This window comes from Pantoea sp. M_9, from assembly GCF_008631385.1.
GTDB classification, from domain to species: Bacteria; Pseudomonadota; Gammaproteobacteria; order Enterobacterales; family Enterobacteriaceae; genus Pantoea; species Pantoea eucrina.
This window is the reverse complement of record NZ_VWUF01000001.1, coordinates 402,383-422,101: the sequence shown is the minus strand read 5'-3', so window position 1 is coordinate 422,101 and position 19,719 is coordinate 402,383. Positions and strand designations below refer to the sequence as shown.

Genomic DNA, 19,719 nt, shown 5'->3' with positions numbered 1-19,719 from the left:
ACGGCGATAATGATAATCGATATCGTTCGCACTTTACGTTTTTTTACGACGGATTTACCCTGCTAAACACTTAAGAGGCAAACGATGTTTGTTCCGTTTCTCATTATGCTCCGGGAAGGCCTGGAAGCGGCGCTGATTGTCAGCCTGATCGCCAGCTATCTGAAGCGCACCGGACGCACCCGGTGGTTCCCGGCGATGTGGGGCGGGGTAATAGCGGCCATTGTGCTCTGCGCGGGACTGGGTATCGCCATCAATGCCACGACCGGTGAGTTTCCGCAGAAGCAGCAGGAGCTGTTTGAAGGTGTGGTAGCGCTGATTGCGGTTGTGATGCTGACCACCATGGTGTTCTGGATGCGCAAAGTTGCGCGCAGCATGCGCCTGACGCTGGAGAAGTCAGTAGATCAGGCTCTGGCAAAGCGGGGCGGCAGCGGCCTGCCGCTGGTGATTATGGTGTTTCTCGCCGTAGCGCGCGAGGGGCTGGAGTCAGTGTTCTTTCTGCTGGCAGCGTTTACGCAGGATGTGGGCTACGCCCCGCCCGCGGGCGCGCTGCTCGGCCTGCTGACCGCAGCGCTGCTCGGTACGCTGATCTACTACGGCGGCGTCCGGCTTAATCTGGCCCATTTTTTCCGCTGGAGCAGCCTGTTCATTCTGTTTGTTGCCGCCGGGCTTGCGGCCGGCGCAATCCGCGCTTTCCATGAGGCGGGATTGTGGAACCACTTCCAGGCAACGGCGTTTGATATAAGCAGCGTGCTCTCTGTGCACTCTCTGGCCGGTACGCTGCTTGAAGGCCTGCTCGGCTATCAGGAAGCGCCCAGCGTCAGTGAGGTTGCAGCCTGGCTGCTCTACCTGGTGCCGGCACTGCTGCTGTTTTTTTTCCCGGCGCCTCCTGCTCCGGCTGCCGCACGCAGCCTGCGCTAATCCCTGTTTTTTTAATCTGACTCTTTAACACGGATACCATCATGAATACCACGTTACGCGCTACCGCCTCTGTCGTCGCGCTGCTGCTTTCCGGGGCTGCAGCCGCTGCAGAGATCCCGCAGTTCACCGTCACCGTTACGGATAAACAGTGTGAGCCTATGACGCTGAACGTGCCGGCGGGTAAAAGCCAGTTCATTATCAAAAACCATAGTCAGAAAGCGCTGGAGTGGGAGATCCTGAAAGGGGTGATGGTGGTCGAGGAGCGGGAAAATATCGCGCCGGGCTTTACGCAGAAGCTGACGGCAAATCTGGAAGCGGGTGAGTATGAGATGACCTGCGGTCTGCTGAGTAATCCGAAAGGCAAACTGACGGTGGCCGGATCGGGGCAGTCATCAACGCCAGAGCAGAAAGCGCTGCTGCAGCTGGCTCAGCCTATCGCCGACTACAAAGCGTATGTTCTGAATGAAGTTAACGCGCTGGTAAGCAGCACCAAAGCGTTTACGGCAGCGATTAATGCAGGCGACGGTGATAAGGCGAGAGCGCTCTATGCGCCGACCCGCGCCCACTACGAGCGTATTGAGCCTGTTGCTGAACTCTTCTCCGATCTGGATGGCAGTATCGACGCGCGCGAAGATGATTTTGAGCAGAAGGCGGCGGATCCTAAATTTACCGGTTTCCACCGGCTGGAGAAGCTGCTGTTTGCCGATCGCACAACGACCGGTGCCGCGCCATTCGCCAGTCAGCTGAATGACGATGTTAAAGCGCTGCAGGCGCGGATCAGCGCACTGGCATTTGCGCCGGTTAAAGTCGTGGGCGGCGCAGCGGGTCTGATTGAAGAGGTGGCTTCGAGCAAAATTTCCGGCGAGGAAGATCGTTACAGCCGCACTGACCTGTCTGATTTCCGGGCAAACGTCGACGGCGCGCAGAAAATTGTGTCGCTGCTGCGCCCGCTGTTGCAGCAGCGAAATCCGCAGCTTCTGGCGAAAATCGATACTAATTTCAGCAAAGTTGACGCAATACTGGATAAATACCGTACGGCTGAGGGTTATGCATCCTATGAGAAGCTGACCGCGGCCGATCGCAATGCGTTAAAAGCACCGATTACCGTGCTGGCTGAAGATCTCTCTCTGCTGCGCGGCACGCTGGGCCTCGATTAACCATGGCTAAACAGCATGATGCCATGCAGCCGGCACGTCGTCGGTTACTGCAGGGACTGGGTGTGCTGGGCGGTGCGGCTGCGCTCGGGGGCAGCTGTCCGTTTCACGCTGGCGCAGCAGCAGAGCATTTTTCTCCGGGCACGGTTGCACCTGATGCGCGTCAGCAAGTGCAACCATTTTACGGTAAGCACCAGGCGGGTATCCTGACGCCGCAGCAGGCCGCCATGATGCTGGTGGCGTTTGACGTGCTGGCCGACGGTAAAGCGGAGCTGACGCGCCTGTTACGGCTGCTGACGGAGAGATTCGCGTTTCTGACGCAGGGCGGACCCGCACCTGCGGTGACTAATGCGCAGCTGCCGCCGGCTGATTCCGGTATTCTCGGTACCACTATTGCACCAGATAACCTGACGCTGACGCTGTCCGTGGGCAGTTCGCTGTTTGACGAACGCTTTGGGCTGGGCGCGCACAAGCCTGCACAGCTGCAGGCCATGACGCGCTTTCCCAATGACTCGCTTGACGCCAGCCAGTGCCACGGGGATTTACTGATTCAGATCTGCGCCAATAGTCAGGACACCGTGATCCACGCACTGCGCGATATCATCAAACAGACCCCCGATCTGCTGGCAGTACGCTGGCGGCGCGAAGGGTTTATTCCTGAGCACGCAGCGCGCAGTAACGGGCAGGAAACCCCGATTAATCTGCTGGGTTTTAAAGACGGCACGGCGAATCCGGATGCGCAAAACGGCGCGCTGATGAATAAAATGCTGTGGGTCACGGCCGACCAGCAGGAGCCCGCATGGACATACGGCGGCAGCTATCAGGCGGTGCGGATTATTCGTTTCCGCGTTGAGCAGTGGGATCGCACGCCGCTGGGTGAGCAGCAGACTATTTTTGGCCGGGAAAAGCTCAGCGGAGCGCCGCTTGGCGGGCATCATGAACATGATGAGCCGGATTACGCCAGCGATCCGGATGGAGATGTGATAGCGCTGGATGCCCATATCCGGCTCGCTAACCCGCGTACGCCTGAGACGGCGGACAGCCTGATGCTGCGGCGCGGCTACAGCTACTCCGCCGGGATCACCGGGGCAGGGCAGCTTGATATGGGGCTGCTGTTTATCTGCTATCAGCACGATCTCACTAAAGGTTTTATCACCGTGCAGCAGCGACTTAACGGCGAGGCGCTGGAGGAGTATGTCCGGCCCACCGGCGGCGGCTACTTTTTTGCGCTGCCGGGCGTCGCCAATGCCACGCACTACCTTGGCCAATCGCTGATTGAAGCCTGAACCTGCTCTCTGGCAACGCTGATTACGCCTGATAAGCGTTCCGCGTCATAAAAGGATCCGCCAGGGATCCTTTTTTATTTTGTATACCACATTGTTTTGTATGCAGTTTTTACGGGATGCGCCTGATGCGATCGCCGCAACAAATCTTAATTTGCATCGAAAAGTAAAAATAGTGTTGCAAATTTTCGGCGCTATGTTTCACTTTACTCATAAGCGTTGTCAGTTTTGTGGCATCAGCCACTGGAGTTCGCGCATGAGGCGTTCCATTCCGGAACCAGCAGGTGTAACACAGCAAGCGCAGTTCTCTGCGGGAGAGAGCCTCCTGTCAGCGTTTTACTCTTCTTTCATCCACTATCTACATTATCCAGTTTGTTTTTATCCGGTGCGCTGCGGCGTTTCGGCGCTGTTGTACACCCCGTTTTGTGTATCAGTACGGCTAAAAGGAAGCCAACGTAACCTCTAAAGCGTTCAAGTCATCGCCGCGGGTGATCCGTCGCGATTCATGAAACCAACTGTAAGGTGCCACTATGGGAAGACAGAAAGCAGTGATCAAAGCGCGTCGTGAAGCTCGTCGTGTGCTTCGTAATGACTCCCGGAGTCATCGTCAGCGCGAAGAAGAATCGGTCACTTCGCTGGTGCAGATGGGCGGGTTAGATGCTATTGGCATGGCGCGCGATGTGCGCGATCGGGCACCAATTGCAGCCCGGAATGAAGCTCAGGCGCACTATCTCAACGCCATAGAAACGAAACAGCTGATATTCGCAACCGGCGAGGCTGGCTGCGGTAAAACCTGGATTAGCGCTGCAAAAGCAGCTGAGGCCCTGATCAATAAGGATATCGAAAGGATTATCGTGACGCGCCCGGTACTGCAGGCGGATGAAGATCTCGGTTTCCTGCCCGGAGACATTTCCGAGAAATTCGCCCCCTATTTTCGTCCGGTTTATGACGTTCTGGTTAAACGTCTCGGCGCTTCCTTTATGCAGTACTGCCTGCGGCCTGAAATCGCCAAGGTAGAGATTGCGCCCTTCGCCTATATGCGTGGACGTACTTTTGAGAACGCAGTGGTTATCCTCGACGAGGCACAAAACGTCACCGCTGCGCAGATGAAGATGTTTCTGACCCGCCTGGGGGAAAACGTCACGGTTATCGTTAACGGTGACATTACCCAGTGCGATCTGCCCGCCAGCGTCCAGTCCGGTCTTGCCGATGCGCTGGCACGCTTCGAAGAGGATGAGATGGTGGGCGTGGTGCGCTTTGCGAAAGAGGACTGCGTTCGTTCAGCACTCTGCCAGCGCACGCTGCACGCCTACGGCTGATAGCGTCCCACTCCGTTGACAAACCCGGCTCCGGCCGGGTTTTTTTCTGTCCGTGACTTTACCGGCAGAGCCTGATGACCTTTCAGAGTGATGAGAGTTGCAGCGGTTCGCTAACGCGGTAAAATTGATCTTTTTTCAGGGAGCACAACCAGTGAAAAACGTCGTCCTGAGTATGCTGGCAAAAATATCGCACATTGATGCGGACATGAAACAGCTGACCGCCCGGGTTGAAGCACAGTCGCTGCTGATTAGTGCGCTGGTCCTGGCCGTCAGCAGGCAGGGTGGAGTGACGGAGATGATTGATGCGGCTAATAAAGCGATCAATACGGTTATCGACTCTGCTGAAAACGATGAGGTACTGAGGTCCGATGCCGCTATTCTGCTAAGCGAACTGCAGAATCTGCTGACTATCTCTCAGGCTGTGGATAAGGCAGATGACGAAATTAACCATGAAGGATTAAGTGGACTGACCGGCGTTACGGCTGCTGAACCCGCTTTACCCGCTAAAAAGTAACGCAATCAGATACAGCAAATAATCAAGCCTGAACGCGCGTTCAGGCTTGTTTTAGCAGACATTTCCCGCCCCGGCTGGCTTATTCGCCGTTGATACGCTGTTTCATTTCACGCTGGTGCTTGTGATAGTCCTCTCCGCACTCTGCAGAGCAAAATGCAGTATCGGCCACAACGCTTTCATCCCTGCACCAGATACAGTTGCCCGTTGTGCTCACCAGGCGTGGTTTGCGGGCAAACAGGGCGCTCTCAAGATGAGCGGCTTCCCGTTCCTGTGCCAGATCTACATCATCCATAATTTTTTCCTTAATAAAACATATGTTTCTTCAGGCCTTACGGCTCTGAGCATTTTGGTCACAATATAAAAGGCGTTCGCAAAGCGGCATCGCTTTCAGCAGGGTTAAACGAAAGAGGTAGCTGTTACCCGCATCCGGTTTATGCCCGCTGAATGTTGCTGTCAGGTCAGTTTAGCAGAGGTGAAGCAGGGCTGCGGCCTGAGTTTACTGATGATGGTTCATGGCGGTCAGGAGTGGGCACCTGAATCCAATAATATGCATTGCACAAATCTGCCAGGGACGCATAAATGCGTCCCCTACAGGCAACACCGGGGGTGTGTCGTTTAACGTGTTTGGGCACAAATCTGTAGGGGCGCCATTTATGGCGCCCTGACAATCGGGTATGGGGCATAAACGAGGCCAGGGACGCATAAATGCGTCCCCTGCGAGTGGTGCCGGAGGTGTGTCCTTTAACGTATTTAGATACGAATCTGTAGGGGCGCCATTCATGGCGCCCTGACAATCGGGTATGGGGCATAAACGAGGCCAGGGACGCATAAATGCGTCCCCTGCGAGTGGTGCCGGAGGTGTGTCCTTTAACGTATTTAGATACGAATCTGTAGGGGCGCCATTCATGGCGCCCTGGCAATCGGATGCGGGGCATAAATGATGTCTGGAATGCATAAATACGTCCGGAAACTATGAAAGACACTATACCCGTGCGTTTTACGCCGCAATAACGTAAGGAAAGCTCTTTAAGAGCCCTCAGCTGATGAATTTTTTCGGCAAGAGATAACGGTTAGCCACATAGTGAACCCCGATAAAAGCTGCTAACGCGGCATTATCTATCTTTTCAAAGGAGATGATGTACCAGCTATAGATTTGTGGCGGTGAAAGGGGGATTGATTCGCTTCGCTCACCCTGCGGGCAGCGTCGCAGGCTCCGCTGTCCGGTGAACAGGGTTCACCGCCGAACCCGGTCGGGGGTTCTCATACCCTCTCACTGTGCAATTTGCAAAAAAAAGCCTGAACGCGGGTTCAGGCTCTTCTTCAAATTTGTGGCGGTGAGAGGGGGATTCGAACCCCCGATACGTTGCCGTATACACACTTTCCAGGCGTGCTCCTTCAGCCACTCGGACACCTCACCACATATTTTTTTTGCTAACCGCACTGGGTCAACGGGGCGCTACTATAGGGAGTTAGCTGAAAAGGGTCAAGCGCTATTTTCTCCTTTTTTTCTATCTGCTTAAGCTCTGCGCAGATTGTATTAACCCTGTTCGCTTCGCGGCGATTGTCATCGAAACGTTGCACGTCTGACACAAAAATGTCATCCCTCTGACGCAGACTTGGCAGCGAAAATAACCGGGTTGTCTCACTGATAAGGATGCTGAAGAATGAAACACTTACCTCTGCTGACGGTTTCACTGCTGGCTTCGCTGATCGCTACCGCTGCGGTGGCTGATGTTACAACATACAATAGAGCAGCAGCTGGCGATTTGACGCAGCATGGTGGCGCACGTCGGCTGAGCAGCGATCAGACTGAGGCGCTGAAAGCCTCGCTGAGTAATCAGACGGCGAAAAATGTCATTTTGCTGATTGGCGACGGCATGGGTGACTCTGAGATCACCGCGGCACGTAATCTTGCGATGGGTGCGGGCGGCTTTTTTGCCGGTATTGATGCGCTTCCGCTTATCGGGCAGTACACGCACTATTCGCTGGATAAAAAAACGCATAAACCCTCTTACGTCACTGACTCTGCCGCGTCCGCCACCGCGTGGGCCACAGGCACCAAATCCTATAACGGGGCGATTGGCGTCGACGTTAATGGGCAGGATCAAACCACGCTGCTTGAGCTGGCCAAAGCGGCCGGCAAAGCAACCGGCAATGTCTCTACCGCCGAACTGCAGGATGCTACGCCAGCGGCGCTAATGGCACATGTCACCTCGCGCAAATGCTATGGCCCGGAGAAAACCAGCGAACTCTGCCCGGGCAACGCCTTAGAGCAGGGCGGCCGCGGCTCAATTACCGAGCAAATGCTGCTGACCCGGCCGGATGTGGTCCTGGGCGGCGGTGCAAAAAGCTTTAACGAGGTGGCTAAAGCAGGCGACTATAAAGGCAGAACGCTGTATGAACAGGCGCAGGCGCGCGGCTATCAGCTGGTAGAAAACCTGGACGCAATGAACGCGGTCCGGCAGGCCACCCAGCAGCAGCCGCTGCTGGGGCTGTTTGCGCCGGGCAATATGCCGGTGCGCTGGCAGGGTCCCAAAGCCAGTTATCATGGCAACATCGATAAACCGGTGGTGACCTGTGAGGTTAATCAGGATCGTCCGGCATCGGTGCCGACGCTGGCGCAGATGACGACAAAAGCGATCGACCTGCTGAGCAAAAATGAGAAAGGGTTCTTCCTGCAGGTTGAGGGCGCGTCAATCGATAAACAGGATCACGCGGCTAACCCGTGCGGCCAGATTGGCGAAACGGTGGATCTCGACGAAGCGGTCCAGGTGGCGCTGGCTTATGCCCGCGAACATGGCGATACGCTGGTGGTGGTCACCGCCGACCACGCGCACAGCAGTCAGATTGTTGAGAACGGCACCAAAGCGCCGGGCCTGACCCAGGCGCTGAACACGAAAGATGGTGCGGTAATGACCATCAGCTACGGCAACTCGGAAGAGGATTCGCAGGAGCATACCGGTGCTCAGCTGCGCATTGCTGCTTACGGACCGCACGCGGCAAACGTGGTAGGGCTGACCGATCAGACCGATCTGTTCTTCACGCTGAAAAATGCGATGGCGCTTAAATAAGCGGATAGCAGACAGAAAAAATCCACGCTGCGGCGTGGATTTTTGTTTTTACCGGAGCAGTCTCACCCCAGCACTTTGCTGAGAAACGCCTGAGTACGCGGATTTTGCGGCCGGGTGAACAGCACATCCGGCGTGTCCAGCTCCTGAATGATCCCCTGATCCATAAACATCACGCGATCTGCCACTTCGCGTGCAAACCCCATTTCATGTGTGACAATCACCATGGTCATGCCTTCCTGCGCCAGCATTTTCATGACGCTCAGCACTTCGCCGACCAGCTCAGGATCGAGCGCGGAGGTCGGCTCATCGAACAGCATGATCTCCGGCTCCATCGCCAGCGCCCGTGCAATAGCAACGCGCTGCTGCTGGCCGCCGGATAAGCTGTTTGGCCAGGCGTGTATCTTATCGGTTAGGCCCACCTTCTCCAGCAGCGCTTTAGCCTGCTCAGCGGCCTGCTGGCGCGACAGTTTGCGCACATCCATCGGCGCCATAATCAGGTTTTCCAGCACGGTCATATGCGGGAACAGATTAAAGCGCTGAAACACCATACCCACGTGTTGACGCAGCGTATTGATGCGGGTTTTGGGATCCTGTACCTCAAATCCGTTCACCACCACGCGACCGCCGTCAATGCTTTCAAGCCCGTTCAGGCAGCGCAGGAAGGTGCTTTTACCTGAGCCGGACGGACCGATAACGCACAATACTTCCTGCGCCGGAATGTCACAGCTGATGCCGTTCAGGACCTGGTTTTCACCAAAGTTTTTCTGCAAGTTTTCAACGTGGATCACTTTTGCCAAACCTCATTTCCATGTAACGAACCAGCAGCGACAGCAGGAAGGTAAATACCCAGTACACCAGCGAAATCACCAGATAGGGTTCCCAGTAAGTTGCATAGGCGCCTGAAACCGTACGGGCAGCATACGCCAGATCGGCGAGGCCGATCGCTGACGCCAGCGATGAATCCTTAACAATAGCGATCGCGTTGTTGCCGAGCGGCGGCAGCATGCGGCGAAACGCCTGCGGCAGGATCACTCTGCGCATGGTGCGACCATATGGCATGCCGAGCGATCGCGACGCTTCCATCTGGCCGCGATCGATCGACTGGATCCCGGCGCGAAAAATCTCCGATACGTAAGCGCCTGCATTAAGAGTGATGGCCACAACGCAGGAAAGAAAAGCGCCATAGTTAGCGCGCAGCTCGCGGGCAAACTCTGCCGGCATAATGCCGTTCGCCACCAGCACGCCGTCGCGCGGATTGATAAATAGCGGGATTAGCGCAAAGTGCACGACCATAATCTGCACGAACAGCGGCGTGCCGCGAAAAGCGCTGATATAGATGCGCACCGGCCACTGAATGCCGTAATGCAGTAGATATTTCCACGGGCCGTGCGGCGCCGACGCCAGGCGGCCTAAGCCGAGCGTCAGGCCCCACAGGGTACCCGTGATCACACAGATAAGCGTGCATTTGAGGGTCATCATCGCGCCGTCGATAAACAGCGGCATATATTCCCCGATGATTTCCCAGCGGAAGCCAGTCATAAAAACGTCCTTATTGTGCCGCGCGAGCGCGCGGCGACGGGAAAATTACTGCGCGGGAAGAGCAGGAACGTTGCTGTCGAACCAGGTCGCGTAAATTTTCGCATAGGTGCCGTCGGCAATGATTTTCTGCAGGCCGGCGTTGATCTTGCTGCGTAATTCATCGTTGCCTTTCGCTACCGCGATGCCGAAATACTGGCGCTCAAACTTATTATCAGAAACCAGTTTAAACTGCTTCTCCGGATGCGTTTTTATGTAATATTTCACCACGCCGACATCTCCCACGGCGGCGCCAATACCATCTTCATACAGCTCCTGCAGCATCAGCGGCGTATTATCAAAACGTTTAATCGCCGTGCTGTTTTTGCCCAGCACATCGGAGACCACAATGTCGCCGGTACTGGAGTTCACCACGCCTACGTTCAGGTTTTTCAGCGACGCCAGTGATGATACGCTGGCGTTTTCCGGCACCACAATAGCCTGTTCAGCCGGGAAGTAGGGCGCGGAAAAATCCACCATCTGTTTGCGCTTATCGGTGATGGTAATGCCGGAGATAATGATGTCGCGATCGCCCGAATTGAGTGTGGCAAAGATGCCCTCCCACGGGGTATTGACCAGCTTAATATCAAAATTTTCCGCTTTGGCGACGGCCTTGATAATGTCGATATCAAACCCTTCCAGCTGCTTCTGCGCGTTTTCAAATTCGAACGGACGGTAAGTGCCGCCAGAGCCGACAACATAGGTAACGGCCTGCGCCGCCGTGGCTGACAGCGCCAGCACTAAGCCCAGCAGGGCTGAACGGATAAACATAGTGATTCTCCTGGAGAGGGAACAAGATGCGTAATTTATGCAAATTTAATGCATAAAAATACACATTGCCGTATGCTCTGGCAAGCGGAATAGTCAGCGCTGAGGACAATATTCATCAAAGCGTGAAGGGGGCATCCGGCCGTTGTGGCACAGTGCGGAACGCAGGAGAGCAGCGCGTCCGGCCGCAGGTTACGCTTTGCGCAATGGCGCACAGATAATGCGCATGGCAATTGCGCTGGCGAGAGGAAACAGCGCCAGCAGCAGCCACGGCAGCCGTGCTGCTTCTGAAGGTTCGCGCGCCTGTTCCAGCACGCCTCCCAGCAGGACGTTACCCAGCAACACAGCCACGCCACCGGCAGTGGCCAGGGCGCCATAGTGCGCGCCGAGCGATGACGGCTCCGCAAACCGCGGCACCAGGTCTTTTGCAGCGGGCACCAGCAGCATCTGTCCCAGCGTCAGCAGCGTAACAAAAGCTGCCGCAGGCAGCAGGCGCAGCCAGCCCGCAGCGGGAGCAGCGTCAGCGCACAGCGCCACGCTGAGAAATGCCACGGCAATCAGCGCAAAGCCCCACGGTACAACTCGTGCCGCGCCGGTGCGGCGGGCGAGACGCGCCAGCGGCAGCTGCAGCGTAATAATCAGCAGCGAGGCCAGCATAAACAGCGGTGCCAGATCGCTCTCCTGACCGCCGGCGCGCTGGATCTCCACCGGCAACGCCAGATAGAGCTGGTTATAGCTGAGCAGCCAGCTGCTGTAAGCGATAATAAATGCCACAAAGCGCGGCTGGTGAAAGGTGCGCCACCACGGCGCGATCTGCAGCGCGGCGCGGCGCACTGGCGCGGCGGGCAGGGTGAAAAACAGCACAATCATCGCCAGCACAAATACCACCGCGCCGGCAAAGGCGATCTGGCGAAAACCGTAGCCGGTCAGCAGCGCCCCCGCTGCCGGACCGATAACGGCACCCAGTTCACCGCAGACGGCAAACAGGGCAAACCACTCCGCCCGGCTGCGTTTACCTTCAGCTTCACTCTGCGTACCCGCCTTCGCCAGCAGCGCTTCAATCGAGGGTGAAAACAGCGCGCCGCCAATACCGGTCAGGCAGGCACCTATGATAACCGGCGTTAAAGATTCGCCGCCTGCCAGCAGCAGATAGCCGCTGATACGCACCATGCAGCCTGCCAGCACCACGCGTCGGGCGCCAAAGCGATCGGAGAGCGCGCCGCCGAGCAAAAACATACCCTGTTGACAGAAGGTGCGCAGCCCCAGTATCAGCCCGACCAGCGTGCCGGAGAGCGCCAGATCGTCGCGCAAAAAAATGGCCAGGAAAGGCACTACGGCGTAAAAGCCGAGGTTGAAAATAAACTGGCAGCCCGGCAGCAGAGGCAGCCAGAGCCGCGGGCCGGGCCGGGGCACAGACATGAATGGTTCCGTCAGGCTATATAGTGTATGTGTTTACCGCTGTGGTAAGGGGAGTTGTCGATTTTTGCCCGCACGCGGAATACATCCCACAGCAGATCCTCATTCAGAATCGCCTGCGGCGTGCCGGTGGCAACAATCTCTCCCTGCTGCATGACAATCAGCGTATCGCAAAACATCGAGGCGTGATTGAGATCGTGTATTGCGACGATGCTGGTCACCGGCAGTTCGCTGATCAGTTTCATTAGCTGCATCTGGTGGTGAATATCGAGATGGTTGGTTGGCTCGTCCAGCAGGATTTCGCTCGGCATCTGCGCCAGCGCCCGCGCAATATGCACCCGCTGCCGCTCACCCCCGGAGAGGCTCTGCCAGCCCTGTTCGCTTTTCTCCACCATATCCACGCGCTGCAGCGCCGCCAGCACCGCCGCGTCATCCTGCGCGCTCCAGCTGGAGAAAGGGGAGTGATGCGGGATACGTCCCAGCTTCACCACGTCGCGCACGCGCATATTGGCATCCGTCATCCCGTGCTGCTCAACAAAGGCCACCCGGCGCGCCAGCGCTTTTTTGGCGATAAAGCGGATATCGTTGCCATCCAGCGTGACCTGTCCTGCATGCGGACGCCGCAGGCCCGCCAGCACGCGCAGCAGCGACGATTTACCGGAGCCGTTTGGCCCCAGCAGGCCCACGGTCTCTCCGCGCGCGACGTTCAGCGAGACATCATTAACAATGACCTTCCTGCCCACTTTCCACGTAATATTTTCAGCGCAAATACTCATGATTTATTTCCTGAGCGGTAAATGATGATAGCGAAGAAAGGAACGCCGACCAGCGCAGTAACCACGCCCACCGGCAGGCTTTGCGGCGCAATCAGCAGGCGCGAGGCGATATCCGCCAGCACCATCAGAATCGCCCCCGCCAGCGCGCACGCAAGCAGCAGGGTGCGATGCAGCGGACCGAAGAAAAAGCGCATCACGTGCGGCACGACCAGGCCGACAAAGCCAATTGAGCCGGCCATGCTGACAATGGTGGCGGTGATCAGTGCGGTAGTGGTAAACAGGATCAGGCGCACCCGCGGTACGGCGATACCCAGCGACGCGGCGGCATCATCACCAAAGGTAAACGCATCCAGCGCGCGCGCGTACCAGAGACAGATCGCCAGCCCCAGCAGCACCACAATCAGCACCAGCTGAAATTCCGGCCAGCGTACGCCGCTGAAACTGCCCAGTAACCAGAACATCACGTCACGCGCCTGCTGGGCGCTGGCTGACGTGCTGATGGTGTAGGCGGTGACGGCATTAAACAGCTGAGAGGCCGCGACGCCGGCGAGGATGGTGCGTTCATTGCCGCTGCGCGCGCCCTTAGTGAGAAAAGCGACAAACGCAAACGCGGCAAAGGCGCCGGCAAACGCCCCTGCCGAGAGCGAAACGGCGCCGGTGCCGAGACCCAGAATCACAATAGCCACCGCGCCGGTAGAGGCGCCCGCCGATACGCCCAGCACGTAAGGCTCCGCCAGCGCATTTTTCAGCAGGCTCTGCAGCACCGCGCCGCAAATGGCGAGACCCGCGCCGCAGCAGGCGGCAACCAGCGCCCGGCTGAGCCGGAAATCCCAGATCACGCTCTCATAGATTCGATTGAGCGGCTCCGCCGTCAGGCCCAGACGGTTGCTGAACGCGTAAAACACGCTTCTGAGCGGCACCGGGAGTTCACCCACGCTGATCCCCAGCGCAATGACCAGCGTCAGAAGCAGCAGCGCCGCTGCAGTGGTCATGCTGAGCATCAGCCTCTGCCGCACGGCGGTAACAGCGGTGGTCATTAATTCAGCCCTAGCTTACGCAGCTGCTCTGCCACCTGCTCAGCACCGTAGATGGTGCGGATAGTCGGGTTCATCGCCTGGCCATCCATGACCACGATATGTCCTTTTTTCACCGCATCAAGCTGGCTCACCGCCGGGTCGCTCTTCAGAAATTTAATCTTCTCTGCGGCGCTGTCCAGCGTCCAGCGGTTACGATCGAGGCTGGAGACAACAATCACATCCGGGTTGGCAGCGATAATGCTCTCCCAGCCCACGGTAGGCCACTCAGTCTCGGTAGTAATGGCGTTATGCCCGCCCAGCACGCTGGCAATAAAACCGGACGCGCTGTTTTTGCCGCCAACATAGGCGTCTGCCGCAGGAGAGGCGCTGGAGAACCAGAAGACAAAAGAGAGGTTACGTTTATTTTTACTGAAGGCCTCGCGCAGTGCGGCTTCACGCTGTCTGAAATCCGCAATCAGCGCCTGACCGCGATCTTCCACATTGAAGATGCGTGAGAAATCGTCAATCTCCTGATACAGATAAGTCATGTCCCACAATTTCTGACGACTGCCGTACATATCGCCCGCGCCTTTTTTGGTAGCGCACATGCCGGGAGACATATAGCTGTTCAGCCCCAGCGTGGCAAAGTCTTCACGCTTTGCGACCTTGCTTTCCGGACCGAGCAGCAGCGGCGCCTGCGCCGGTACAAAGTCCGGGTTCTGCGCCAGGATTGATTCCAGCGTCGGGATCTCCACGGTCAGCGTTTTGATTCCGGCATTCTGCTTCGCCAGCTGCGGCAGCACTTTTGTCGGCCAGAAAGCGCTGGCAACAATCTTATCCTGCAGCCCGAGCAGCAGCAGGATCTCTGTGGTGTTCTGCCCCAGCGCGACCACGCGCTCTGGCGCTTTAGTAAACGTCTCTTTATAGCCACAGTTTTCGATGGTCAGCGGGTAGGGGGCAGCAGCGGCGTGACTGGCGGCAGTAAACAGTAAAGCAAATGCACAAATGACGTTTTTCATCTAACCCTTTCTCGTTTAAAAAGCGCTGATCCATAAAAAATTCCTGCCCGCGATAATAATGATAATGAATTACATTATCAACGGTTGCCTGTCGCCGGTAACTGCCTTCTGGCAGGCATAAGCCGCCATAAAAAAATCCACGCCGGAGCGTGGATTCTAAAGCGTTTGCTTAGCTTCGCGAGATTAACGGTGATCCCGCGAACCAGCCGCGGTCATCAGACGTTGAACAGGAAGTTCATCACATCGCCATCTTTAACGATGTACTCTTTGCCTTCAGAACGCATTTTGCCTGCTTCTTTGGCACCCTGTTCGCCTTTATAGGTGATGAAGTCATCAAAGGCGATGGTCTGCGCGCGGATAAACCCTTTTTCAAAATCGGTGTGAATTTTACCGGCGGCCTGCGGTGCAGTAGCGCCCACCGGGATGGTCCAGGCGCGCACTTCTTTAACGCCAGCGGTGAAGTAAGTCTGCAGGTTCAGCAGCGCGTAACCTGCGCGGATCACGCGGTTCAGGCCCGGCTCTTCCAGACCCAGCTCAGCCATAAACTCATCGCGCTCTTCATCATCCAGCTCCGCGATGTCAGATTCAACGGCAGCACACACCGGCACCACTACCGAGCCTTCTGCTTCAGCAATAGCGCGTACCTGGTCAAGGTACGGGTTGTTCTCAAAGCCATCTTCATTGACGTTGGCAATGTACATAGTAGGCTTCAGCGTCAGGAAGCTCAGGTAGCGGATAGCGGCTTTTTCATCGGCATCCAGTTTCAGGGCACGCAGCATACCGGCATTTTCCAGATGCGGCAGGCACTTCTCCAGCGCAGCCAGCTCCGCTTTCGCGTCTTTATCACCGCCTTTGGCTTTTTTCTGGCAGCGCTGAATGGCGCGCTCACAGGTATCGAGGTCAGAAAGCGCCAGCTCAGTATTGATGATATCAATATCCTCCGCCGGGTTAACTTTGCCTGAGACGTGAATAATGTTCTCATTCTCAAAGCAGCGCACTACGTGACCAATCGCTTCAGTTTCACGGATGTTGGTCAGGAACTGGTTGCCGAGGCCTTCGCCTTTCGATGCGCCTTTAACCAGTCCGGCGATATCCACGAACTCCATGGTGGTAGGCACCACGCGCTGGGGTTTAACAATCTCGCTCAGCTGATCAAGGCGCAGATCGGGCATCGGTACTACGCCAGTGTTTGGCTCGATGGTGCAGAACGGAAAGTTCGCTGCTTCGATACCCGCTTTGGTCAGCGCGTTAAACAGGGTAGATTTACCAACGTTTGGCAGACCCACGATACCGCATTTAAATCCCATGATCTGATTACCTTTCTCACTGAGGGTGGCGCACCGCCGGGCGGTACGCCTGATTCAAAAAATTTCGCGCATTATACACAGAATTGCCCGGCGCGGCGCGGGAATTGCCTTAGCCCGCTTTGAAAGCGTGCAGACGATTCATCGCTTTAATTTTATCCTCTTTCAGCCACAGCTCCGTGCAGCGCACCGCTTCATCAACCGCGTCATCAATCAGCTTCTGCTCGCTGGCAGGCGGTTTCCCCAGCACAAATCCGGTTACCTTGTTGCGATCGCCCGGATGACCGATGCCTACGCGTAAACGGTGAAAGTTATTGTTGTTACCCAGTTTGCTGATAATGTCTTTCAGGCCGTTATGCCCGCCGTGCCCGCCGCCCTGTTTAAATTTGGCGACGCCCGGCGGCAGATCCATCTCATCATGCGCCACCAGGATCTCTTCAGGCGTAATGCGGTAAAACGTCGCCATTGCCGCCACCGCTTTACCACTGAGATTCATATAGGTGGTCGGCACCAGCAGCCGCACATCATTCCCGGCCAGAGCCAGGCGCGCCGTATAGCCAAAGAATTTGGGCTCCTCTTTTAGCGCCTGATTATGGCGGCTGGCCAGCAGATCCAGATACCACGCGCCGGCGTTATGACGCGTTGCCGCATATTCGGCGCCGGGATTTGCCAGTCCCACAATCAGTTTAATGCTGCTCACAATAGTTATCCTGTTCTCCTGCAGAAAGGTGGCTAGTTTACTGTCTGCTGGCAGGGATGACAAAGATTGTCAGGTGAAAGTAGTGTCAGGCTGTGATTAGTCAATTTCTATATAAAACAAGATGCTGCAGGTAAATTTTTGTCATTTGTACATCGAGTTGTGTGATCCTGGACGCAAAATGTCCCGCTATCATTGCCTAAACTTATGACAGGTTAACGTTATGTGCGGTTTTTTCTTTGCTCATAAGGATGGAGGTGATTCATGAAACGTCATCAATGCCGCGTTATCGGTAATAGCCTGATGTGTCTGGGACTGCTGACCATGGTTGCGGGCGTCGCCTCATCCGTGGTCAATCAGCTGCCGTCAGTGAATATGCCACCTCTGCTGGCCAGCGGGGCCATGTTTGGCATCTTTATCGGGGCGCTGTTGTGGCTGGCGGGTGCCCGCGTCAGCGGTCGCGAGAAGATTGAAGATCGCTATTACTGGCATCGTCACCATGGCGACGTCCGCTGTCGTCGCAATCATACGCCACATTAAATCGCCAGCTCAGCAACCGGCTCTGGCCGGGCAGTGTAGCACTCTGTCCGGTTGCGGCCGTGGGCTTTGGCACGATAAAGGGCTTCATCAGCCAGCGCCAGCAGCGTCGGAAACTGGCTGACAGCCGGATCGGCCGGGGCATAGCCAATGCTGACGGTATAACCGATGCCAGCCGGCTGTGACCGCTGCGTTGCCACGCGAATAGCTTCGCATACGCGCTGCACCTGCGCACTGTCGCCTGTCACCAGCGCGGCAAACTCCTCGCCGCCGAGCCGGGCGAAATAGCTCTCTGCCGGCATTTGCGCTTCAGCTATCTGACAAAAGTCGATTAACACCCGGTCACCCTGCAGGTGGCCGTAGCGATCGTTAATACTTTTAAAGTGGTCAAGATCAAACAGCACCGCGCTAAACCCGGCGGCAGAGGAGACTCTGGCCCGCCGCCGCAGCACGTTATCCGCCTGCTCAAACAGCGCGCGCCGGTTCCATGCGCCGGTCAGCGGATCGCGCAGCGACGCCAGACGGTGTGCCACCTGCGACCGTTCATTAACCATCGCCAGCAGGGTAAAGGTCAGGCCAATCACAAACAGAATCGACTCAAGGATAACGTAGATCGAGAAACCCGATCCGCCGATAGCGCCCGGCAGGCGACTGGCGACGGCATCATCAAGAAAAATCCGCGCGAGATGAAAGCCGAGATGGATCCACAGCAGCGTCTGCGCAGGCCAGAAGGTCACTTTCAGCATGCCGCGCGCGCGCCACAGCAGGGTGATAAAGGCTGCGGTGTAGAGTATGCAGAGCAGGCAGAGCACCAGCACCCGCAGTGGCTGACCGTGATAAAAATCGGGCAGCAGACAAAGCAGCGCCCAGAGCAGCGCGCCACCGGGCCACAGCAGGCCAGTAGGGCGTTTACAGAAAGTACGAAATGCGCACAGCAGCGTACCGTAAGCCAGCATAACCATGACGTTGCCCAGCGCAACCGGAAGAAACTGCAGGCCGGCACTGCGCAGGCTGCTGAGAAACACCGCACACAGCGTCAGTATCAGGGTCAGCGTGGTAAAGCCCAGCACGCGATCGTACTGAGCGCCAACCCAGGCAAATATCATAATGATGCTCAGGAACCCCAGCACATAAAGCTCGCAAACAAACAGCGTATAAATATCGAGCGTCATGGCGGTGGGCGTTCCCGGAAAAAAGTGGAGCTGAAAATAGCACTATTTCCGGGGCTGCTGAAGCGCCGGACAGCGCGAAAGTGAAAAAGAGCAGAAGGCAGGGGAAATAGTGCACAGACTGAAAATTTATCGGGCGAAGCGCGCGGAAAAAAGCAGCTTCAGCAAGGCAGGAGGAAGCGGATAAGCATAAAAAACCGGGCGCAAGGCCCGGTTAAGTGTGAACAATTAATGTTCAAACATAGCAGAGATAGATTCTTCGTTACTGATACGACGAATAGCTTCAGCCAGCATGCCGGAAAGCGTCAGCGTGCGCACGTTTGGCAGCGCTTTCATCTCTTCCGAGAGCGGGATGGTATCGCAAACAATCACTTCATCAATCACGGACTTGCGCAGGTTTTCAACCGCGTTGCCCGAGAAGATAGGGTGAGTCGCATATGCAAATACGCGCCTGGCGCCACGCTCTTTCAGTGCTTCAGCCGCTTTGCACAGCGTACCGCCGGTGTCGATCATATCGTCGACCAGCACGCAGTCACGGCCTGCGACATCACCAATAATATGCATAACCTGAGAAACATTCGCGCGCGGGCGACGTTTGTCGATGATAGCCATATCCGTGTCATTAAGCAGTTTGGCAATCGCGCGGGCGCGCACCACACCACCAATGTCCGGGGAAACCACGATAGGGTTTTCCAGACCAAGCTGCAGCATATCTTCCAGCAGAATCGGGCTGCCGAAGACGTTGTCTACCGGCACATCAAAGAAGCCCTGAATCTGTTCGGCATGCAGATCAACGGTCAGCACGCGATCCACGCCGACGCTGGAGAGGAAGTCAGCCACTACTTTAGCGGTGATCGGCACACGCGCTGAGCGCACACGGCGATCCTGACGGGCATAACCGAAATAGGGGATAACAGCGGTAATTCGACCAGCAGAAGCCCGACGCAGCGCGTCGACCATCACAACCAGCTCCATCAGATTATCGTTGGTGGGGGCACAGGTGGACTGGATGATGAAAATATCGCCACCGCGTACATTTTCGTTAATCTGTACACTTACTTCGCCGTCGCTGAAACGACCGACAGCGGCGTCTCCGAGGCTGGTGTAAAGGCGGTTGGCAATACGTTGTGCTAGTTCCGGGGTGGCGTTACCAGCAAATAGCTTCATATCAGGCACGAGAAGA

Annotated in this window: 19 protein-coding genes and 1 tRNA gene; 7 read left to right on the top strand and 13 right to left on the bottom strand. The window is 56.5% G+C overall.

All coding sequences use genetic code 11. The features are described from left to right. The first annotated feature begins 84 nt into the window (after nucleotides 1-84). The 5 genes from efeU (at nucleotide 85) to iraP (ending at nucleotide 5,188) form a co-directional block, all read left to right on the top strand. Nucleotides 85-918, top strand: coding sequence for an iron uptake transporter permease EfeU (efeU, locus tag F3I15_RS01925; RefSeq protein WP_150016346.1), 834 nt, complete (start codon nucleotides 85-87; stop codon nucleotides 916-918). Nucleotides 919-959: 41 nt separating this feature from the next. Then, on the top strand, nucleotides 960-2,075 hold the full coding sequence (gene efeO, locus F3I15_RS01920; protein WP_150016345.1) for an iron uptake system protein EfeO: 1,116 nt from the start codon (nucleotides 960-962) through the stop codon (nucleotides 2,073-2,075). 2 nt (nucleotides 2,076-2,077) lie between these two features. Further along, the gene (gene efeB / locus F3I15_RS01915; RefSeq protein ID WP_150016344.1) at nucleotides 2,078-3,358 is read left to right on the top strand and encodes an iron uptake transporter deferrochelatase/peroxidase subunit; all 1,281 of its coding nucleotides are present in this window, start codon (nucleotides 2,078-2,080) and stop codon (nucleotides 3,356-3,358) included. A 527-nt stretch (nucleotides 3,359-3,885) separates the two neighbouring features. Then, nucleotides 3,886-4,674, top strand: a complete 789-nt coding sequence (gene phoH, locus F3I15_RS01910; RefSeq protein ID WP_065649060.1) for a phosphate starvation-inducible protein PhoH — start codon at nucleotides 3,886-3,888, stop codon at nucleotides 4,672-4,674. A gap of 151 nt (nucleotides 4,675-4,825) precedes the next feature. Continuing rightward, entirely contained in the window at nucleotides 4,826-5,188 is a 363-nt protein-coding gene (iraP, locus tag F3I15_RS01905; RefSeq protein WP_150016343.1) for an anti-adapter protein IraP, read from the top strand. Between the two features lie 79 nt (nucleotides 5,189-5,267). On the opposite strand, the gene F3I15_RS01900 is transcribed toward iraP, so the two are convergent. After that, complete coding sequence (locus F3I15_RS01900; RefSeq protein ID WP_150016342.1) at nucleotides 5,268-5,480, bottom strand: hypothetical protein; 213 nt, start codon at nucleotides 5,478-5,480, stop codon at nucleotides 5,268-5,270. A 1,037-nt stretch (nucleotides 5,481-6,517) separates the two neighbouring features. Further along, nucleotides 6,518-6,605: transfer RNA gene (locus tag F3I15_RS01895), tRNA-Ser, on the bottom strand. A 247-nt stretch (nucleotides 6,606-6,852) separates the two neighbouring features. Here F3I15_RS01895 and phoA point away from each other — a divergent pair. Next, complete coding sequence (gene phoA / locus F3I15_RS01890) at nucleotides 6,853-8,259, top strand: alkaline phosphatase (protein ID WP_150016341.1); 1,407 nt, start codon at nucleotides 6,853-6,855, stop codon at nucleotides 8,257-8,259. A gap of 62 nt (nucleotides 8,260-8,321) precedes the next feature. Here phoA and F3I15_RS01885 read toward each other — a convergent pair whose 3' ends face one another. From F3I15_RS01885 to pth, 9 genes are all read right to left on the bottom strand, one after another. Further along, nucleotides 8,322-9,047 (bottom strand): amino acid ABC transporter ATP-binding protein, encoded by a 726-nt coding sequence (locus F3I15_RS01885; protein WP_150016629.1) that lies wholly within the window; start codon nucleotides 9,045-9,047, stop codon nucleotides 8,322-8,324. Further along, complete coding sequence (locus F3I15_RS01880; RefSeq protein WP_150016340.1) at nucleotides 9,034-9,798, bottom strand: amino acid ABC transporter permease; 765 nt, start codon at nucleotides 9,796-9,798, stop codon at nucleotides 9,034-9,036. The genes F3I15_RS01885 and F3I15_RS01880 overlap by 14 nt, the downstream gene beginning before the upstream one ends. 45 nt (nucleotides 9,799-9,843) lie before the next feature. Then, nucleotides 9,844-10,605 carry a basic amino acid ABC transporter substrate-binding protein gene (locus tag F3I15_RS01875; RefSeq protein ID WP_150016339.1) on the bottom strand — a complete coding sequence of 254 codons (762 nt, stop codon included), beginning with the start codon at nucleotides 10,603-10,605 and terminating at the stop codon, nucleotides 9,844-9,846. Nucleotides 10,606-10,794: 189 nt separating this feature from the next. Continuing rightward, a complete protein-coding gene (locus tag F3I15_RS01870; protein ID WP_150016338.1) occupies nucleotides 10,795-12,021 on the bottom strand; it encodes an MFS transporter in 1,227 nt (408 codons plus the stop codon). Between the two features lie 11 nt (nucleotides 12,022-12,032). After that, nucleotides 12,033-12,794: an ABC transporter ATP-binding protein gene (locus F3I15_RS01865; protein WP_150016337.1), complete on the bottom strand. Its 762-nt coding sequence runs from the start codon at nucleotides 12,792-12,794 to the stop codon at nucleotides 12,033-12,035. Further along, entirely contained in the window at nucleotides 12,791-13,795 is a 1,005-nt protein-coding gene (locus tag F3I15_RS01860; protein ID WP_223810659.1) for an iron ABC transporter permease, read from the bottom strand. Before F3I15_RS01860 ends, F3I15_RS01865 begins: the two co-directional genes overlap by 4 nt. 35 nt (nucleotides 13,796-13,830) lie before the next feature. Next, a complete protein-coding gene (locus tag F3I15_RS01855) occupies nucleotides 13,831-14,829 on the bottom strand; it encodes an ABC transporter substrate-binding protein (RefSeq protein ID WP_150016335.1) in 999 nt (332 codons plus the stop codon). A 215-nt stretch (nucleotides 14,830-15,044) separates the two neighbouring features. Further along, nucleotides 15,045-16,136 (bottom strand): redox-regulated ATPase YchF, encoded by a 1,092-nt coding sequence (gene ychF / locus F3I15_RS01850; RefSeq protein ID WP_039384969.1) that lies wholly within the window; start codon nucleotides 16,134-16,136, stop codon nucleotides 15,045-15,047. 109 nt (nucleotides 16,137-16,245) lie between these two features. Next, nucleotides 16,246-16,833: an aminoacyl-tRNA hydrolase gene (gene pth, locus F3I15_RS01845; protein ID WP_039384967.1), complete on the bottom strand. Its 588-nt coding sequence runs from the start codon at nucleotides 16,831-16,833 to the stop codon at nucleotides 16,246-16,248. A gap of 261 nt (nucleotides 16,834-17,094) precedes the next feature. Here pth and ychH point away from each other — a divergent pair, with 261 nt between their 5' ends. After that, on the top strand, nucleotides 17,095-17,370 hold the full coding sequence (gene ychH, locus F3I15_RS01840; protein ID WP_094111051.1) for a stress-induced protein YchH: 276 nt from the start codon (nucleotides 17,095-17,097) through the stop codon (nucleotides 17,368-17,370). Here the strand turns inward: ychH and F3I15_RS01835 are convergent. Further along, nucleotides 17,367-18,539 carry a GGDEF domain-containing protein gene (locus F3I15_RS01835; RefSeq protein WP_150016334.1) on the bottom strand — a complete coding sequence of 391 codons (1,173 nt, stop codon included), beginning with the start codon at nucleotides 18,537-18,539 and terminating at the stop codon, nucleotides 17,367-17,369. The genes ychH and F3I15_RS01835 overlap by 4 nt on opposite strands. 225 nt (nucleotides 18,540-18,764) lie before the next feature. Continuing rightward, nucleotides 18,765-19,712 (bottom strand): ribose-phosphate diphosphokinase, encoded by a 948-nt coding sequence (gene prs, locus F3I15_RS01830; RefSeq protein WP_150016333.1) that lies wholly within the window; start codon nucleotides 19,710-19,712, stop codon nucleotides 18,765-18,767. Nucleotides 19,713-19,719 lie beyond the last annotated feature (7 nt).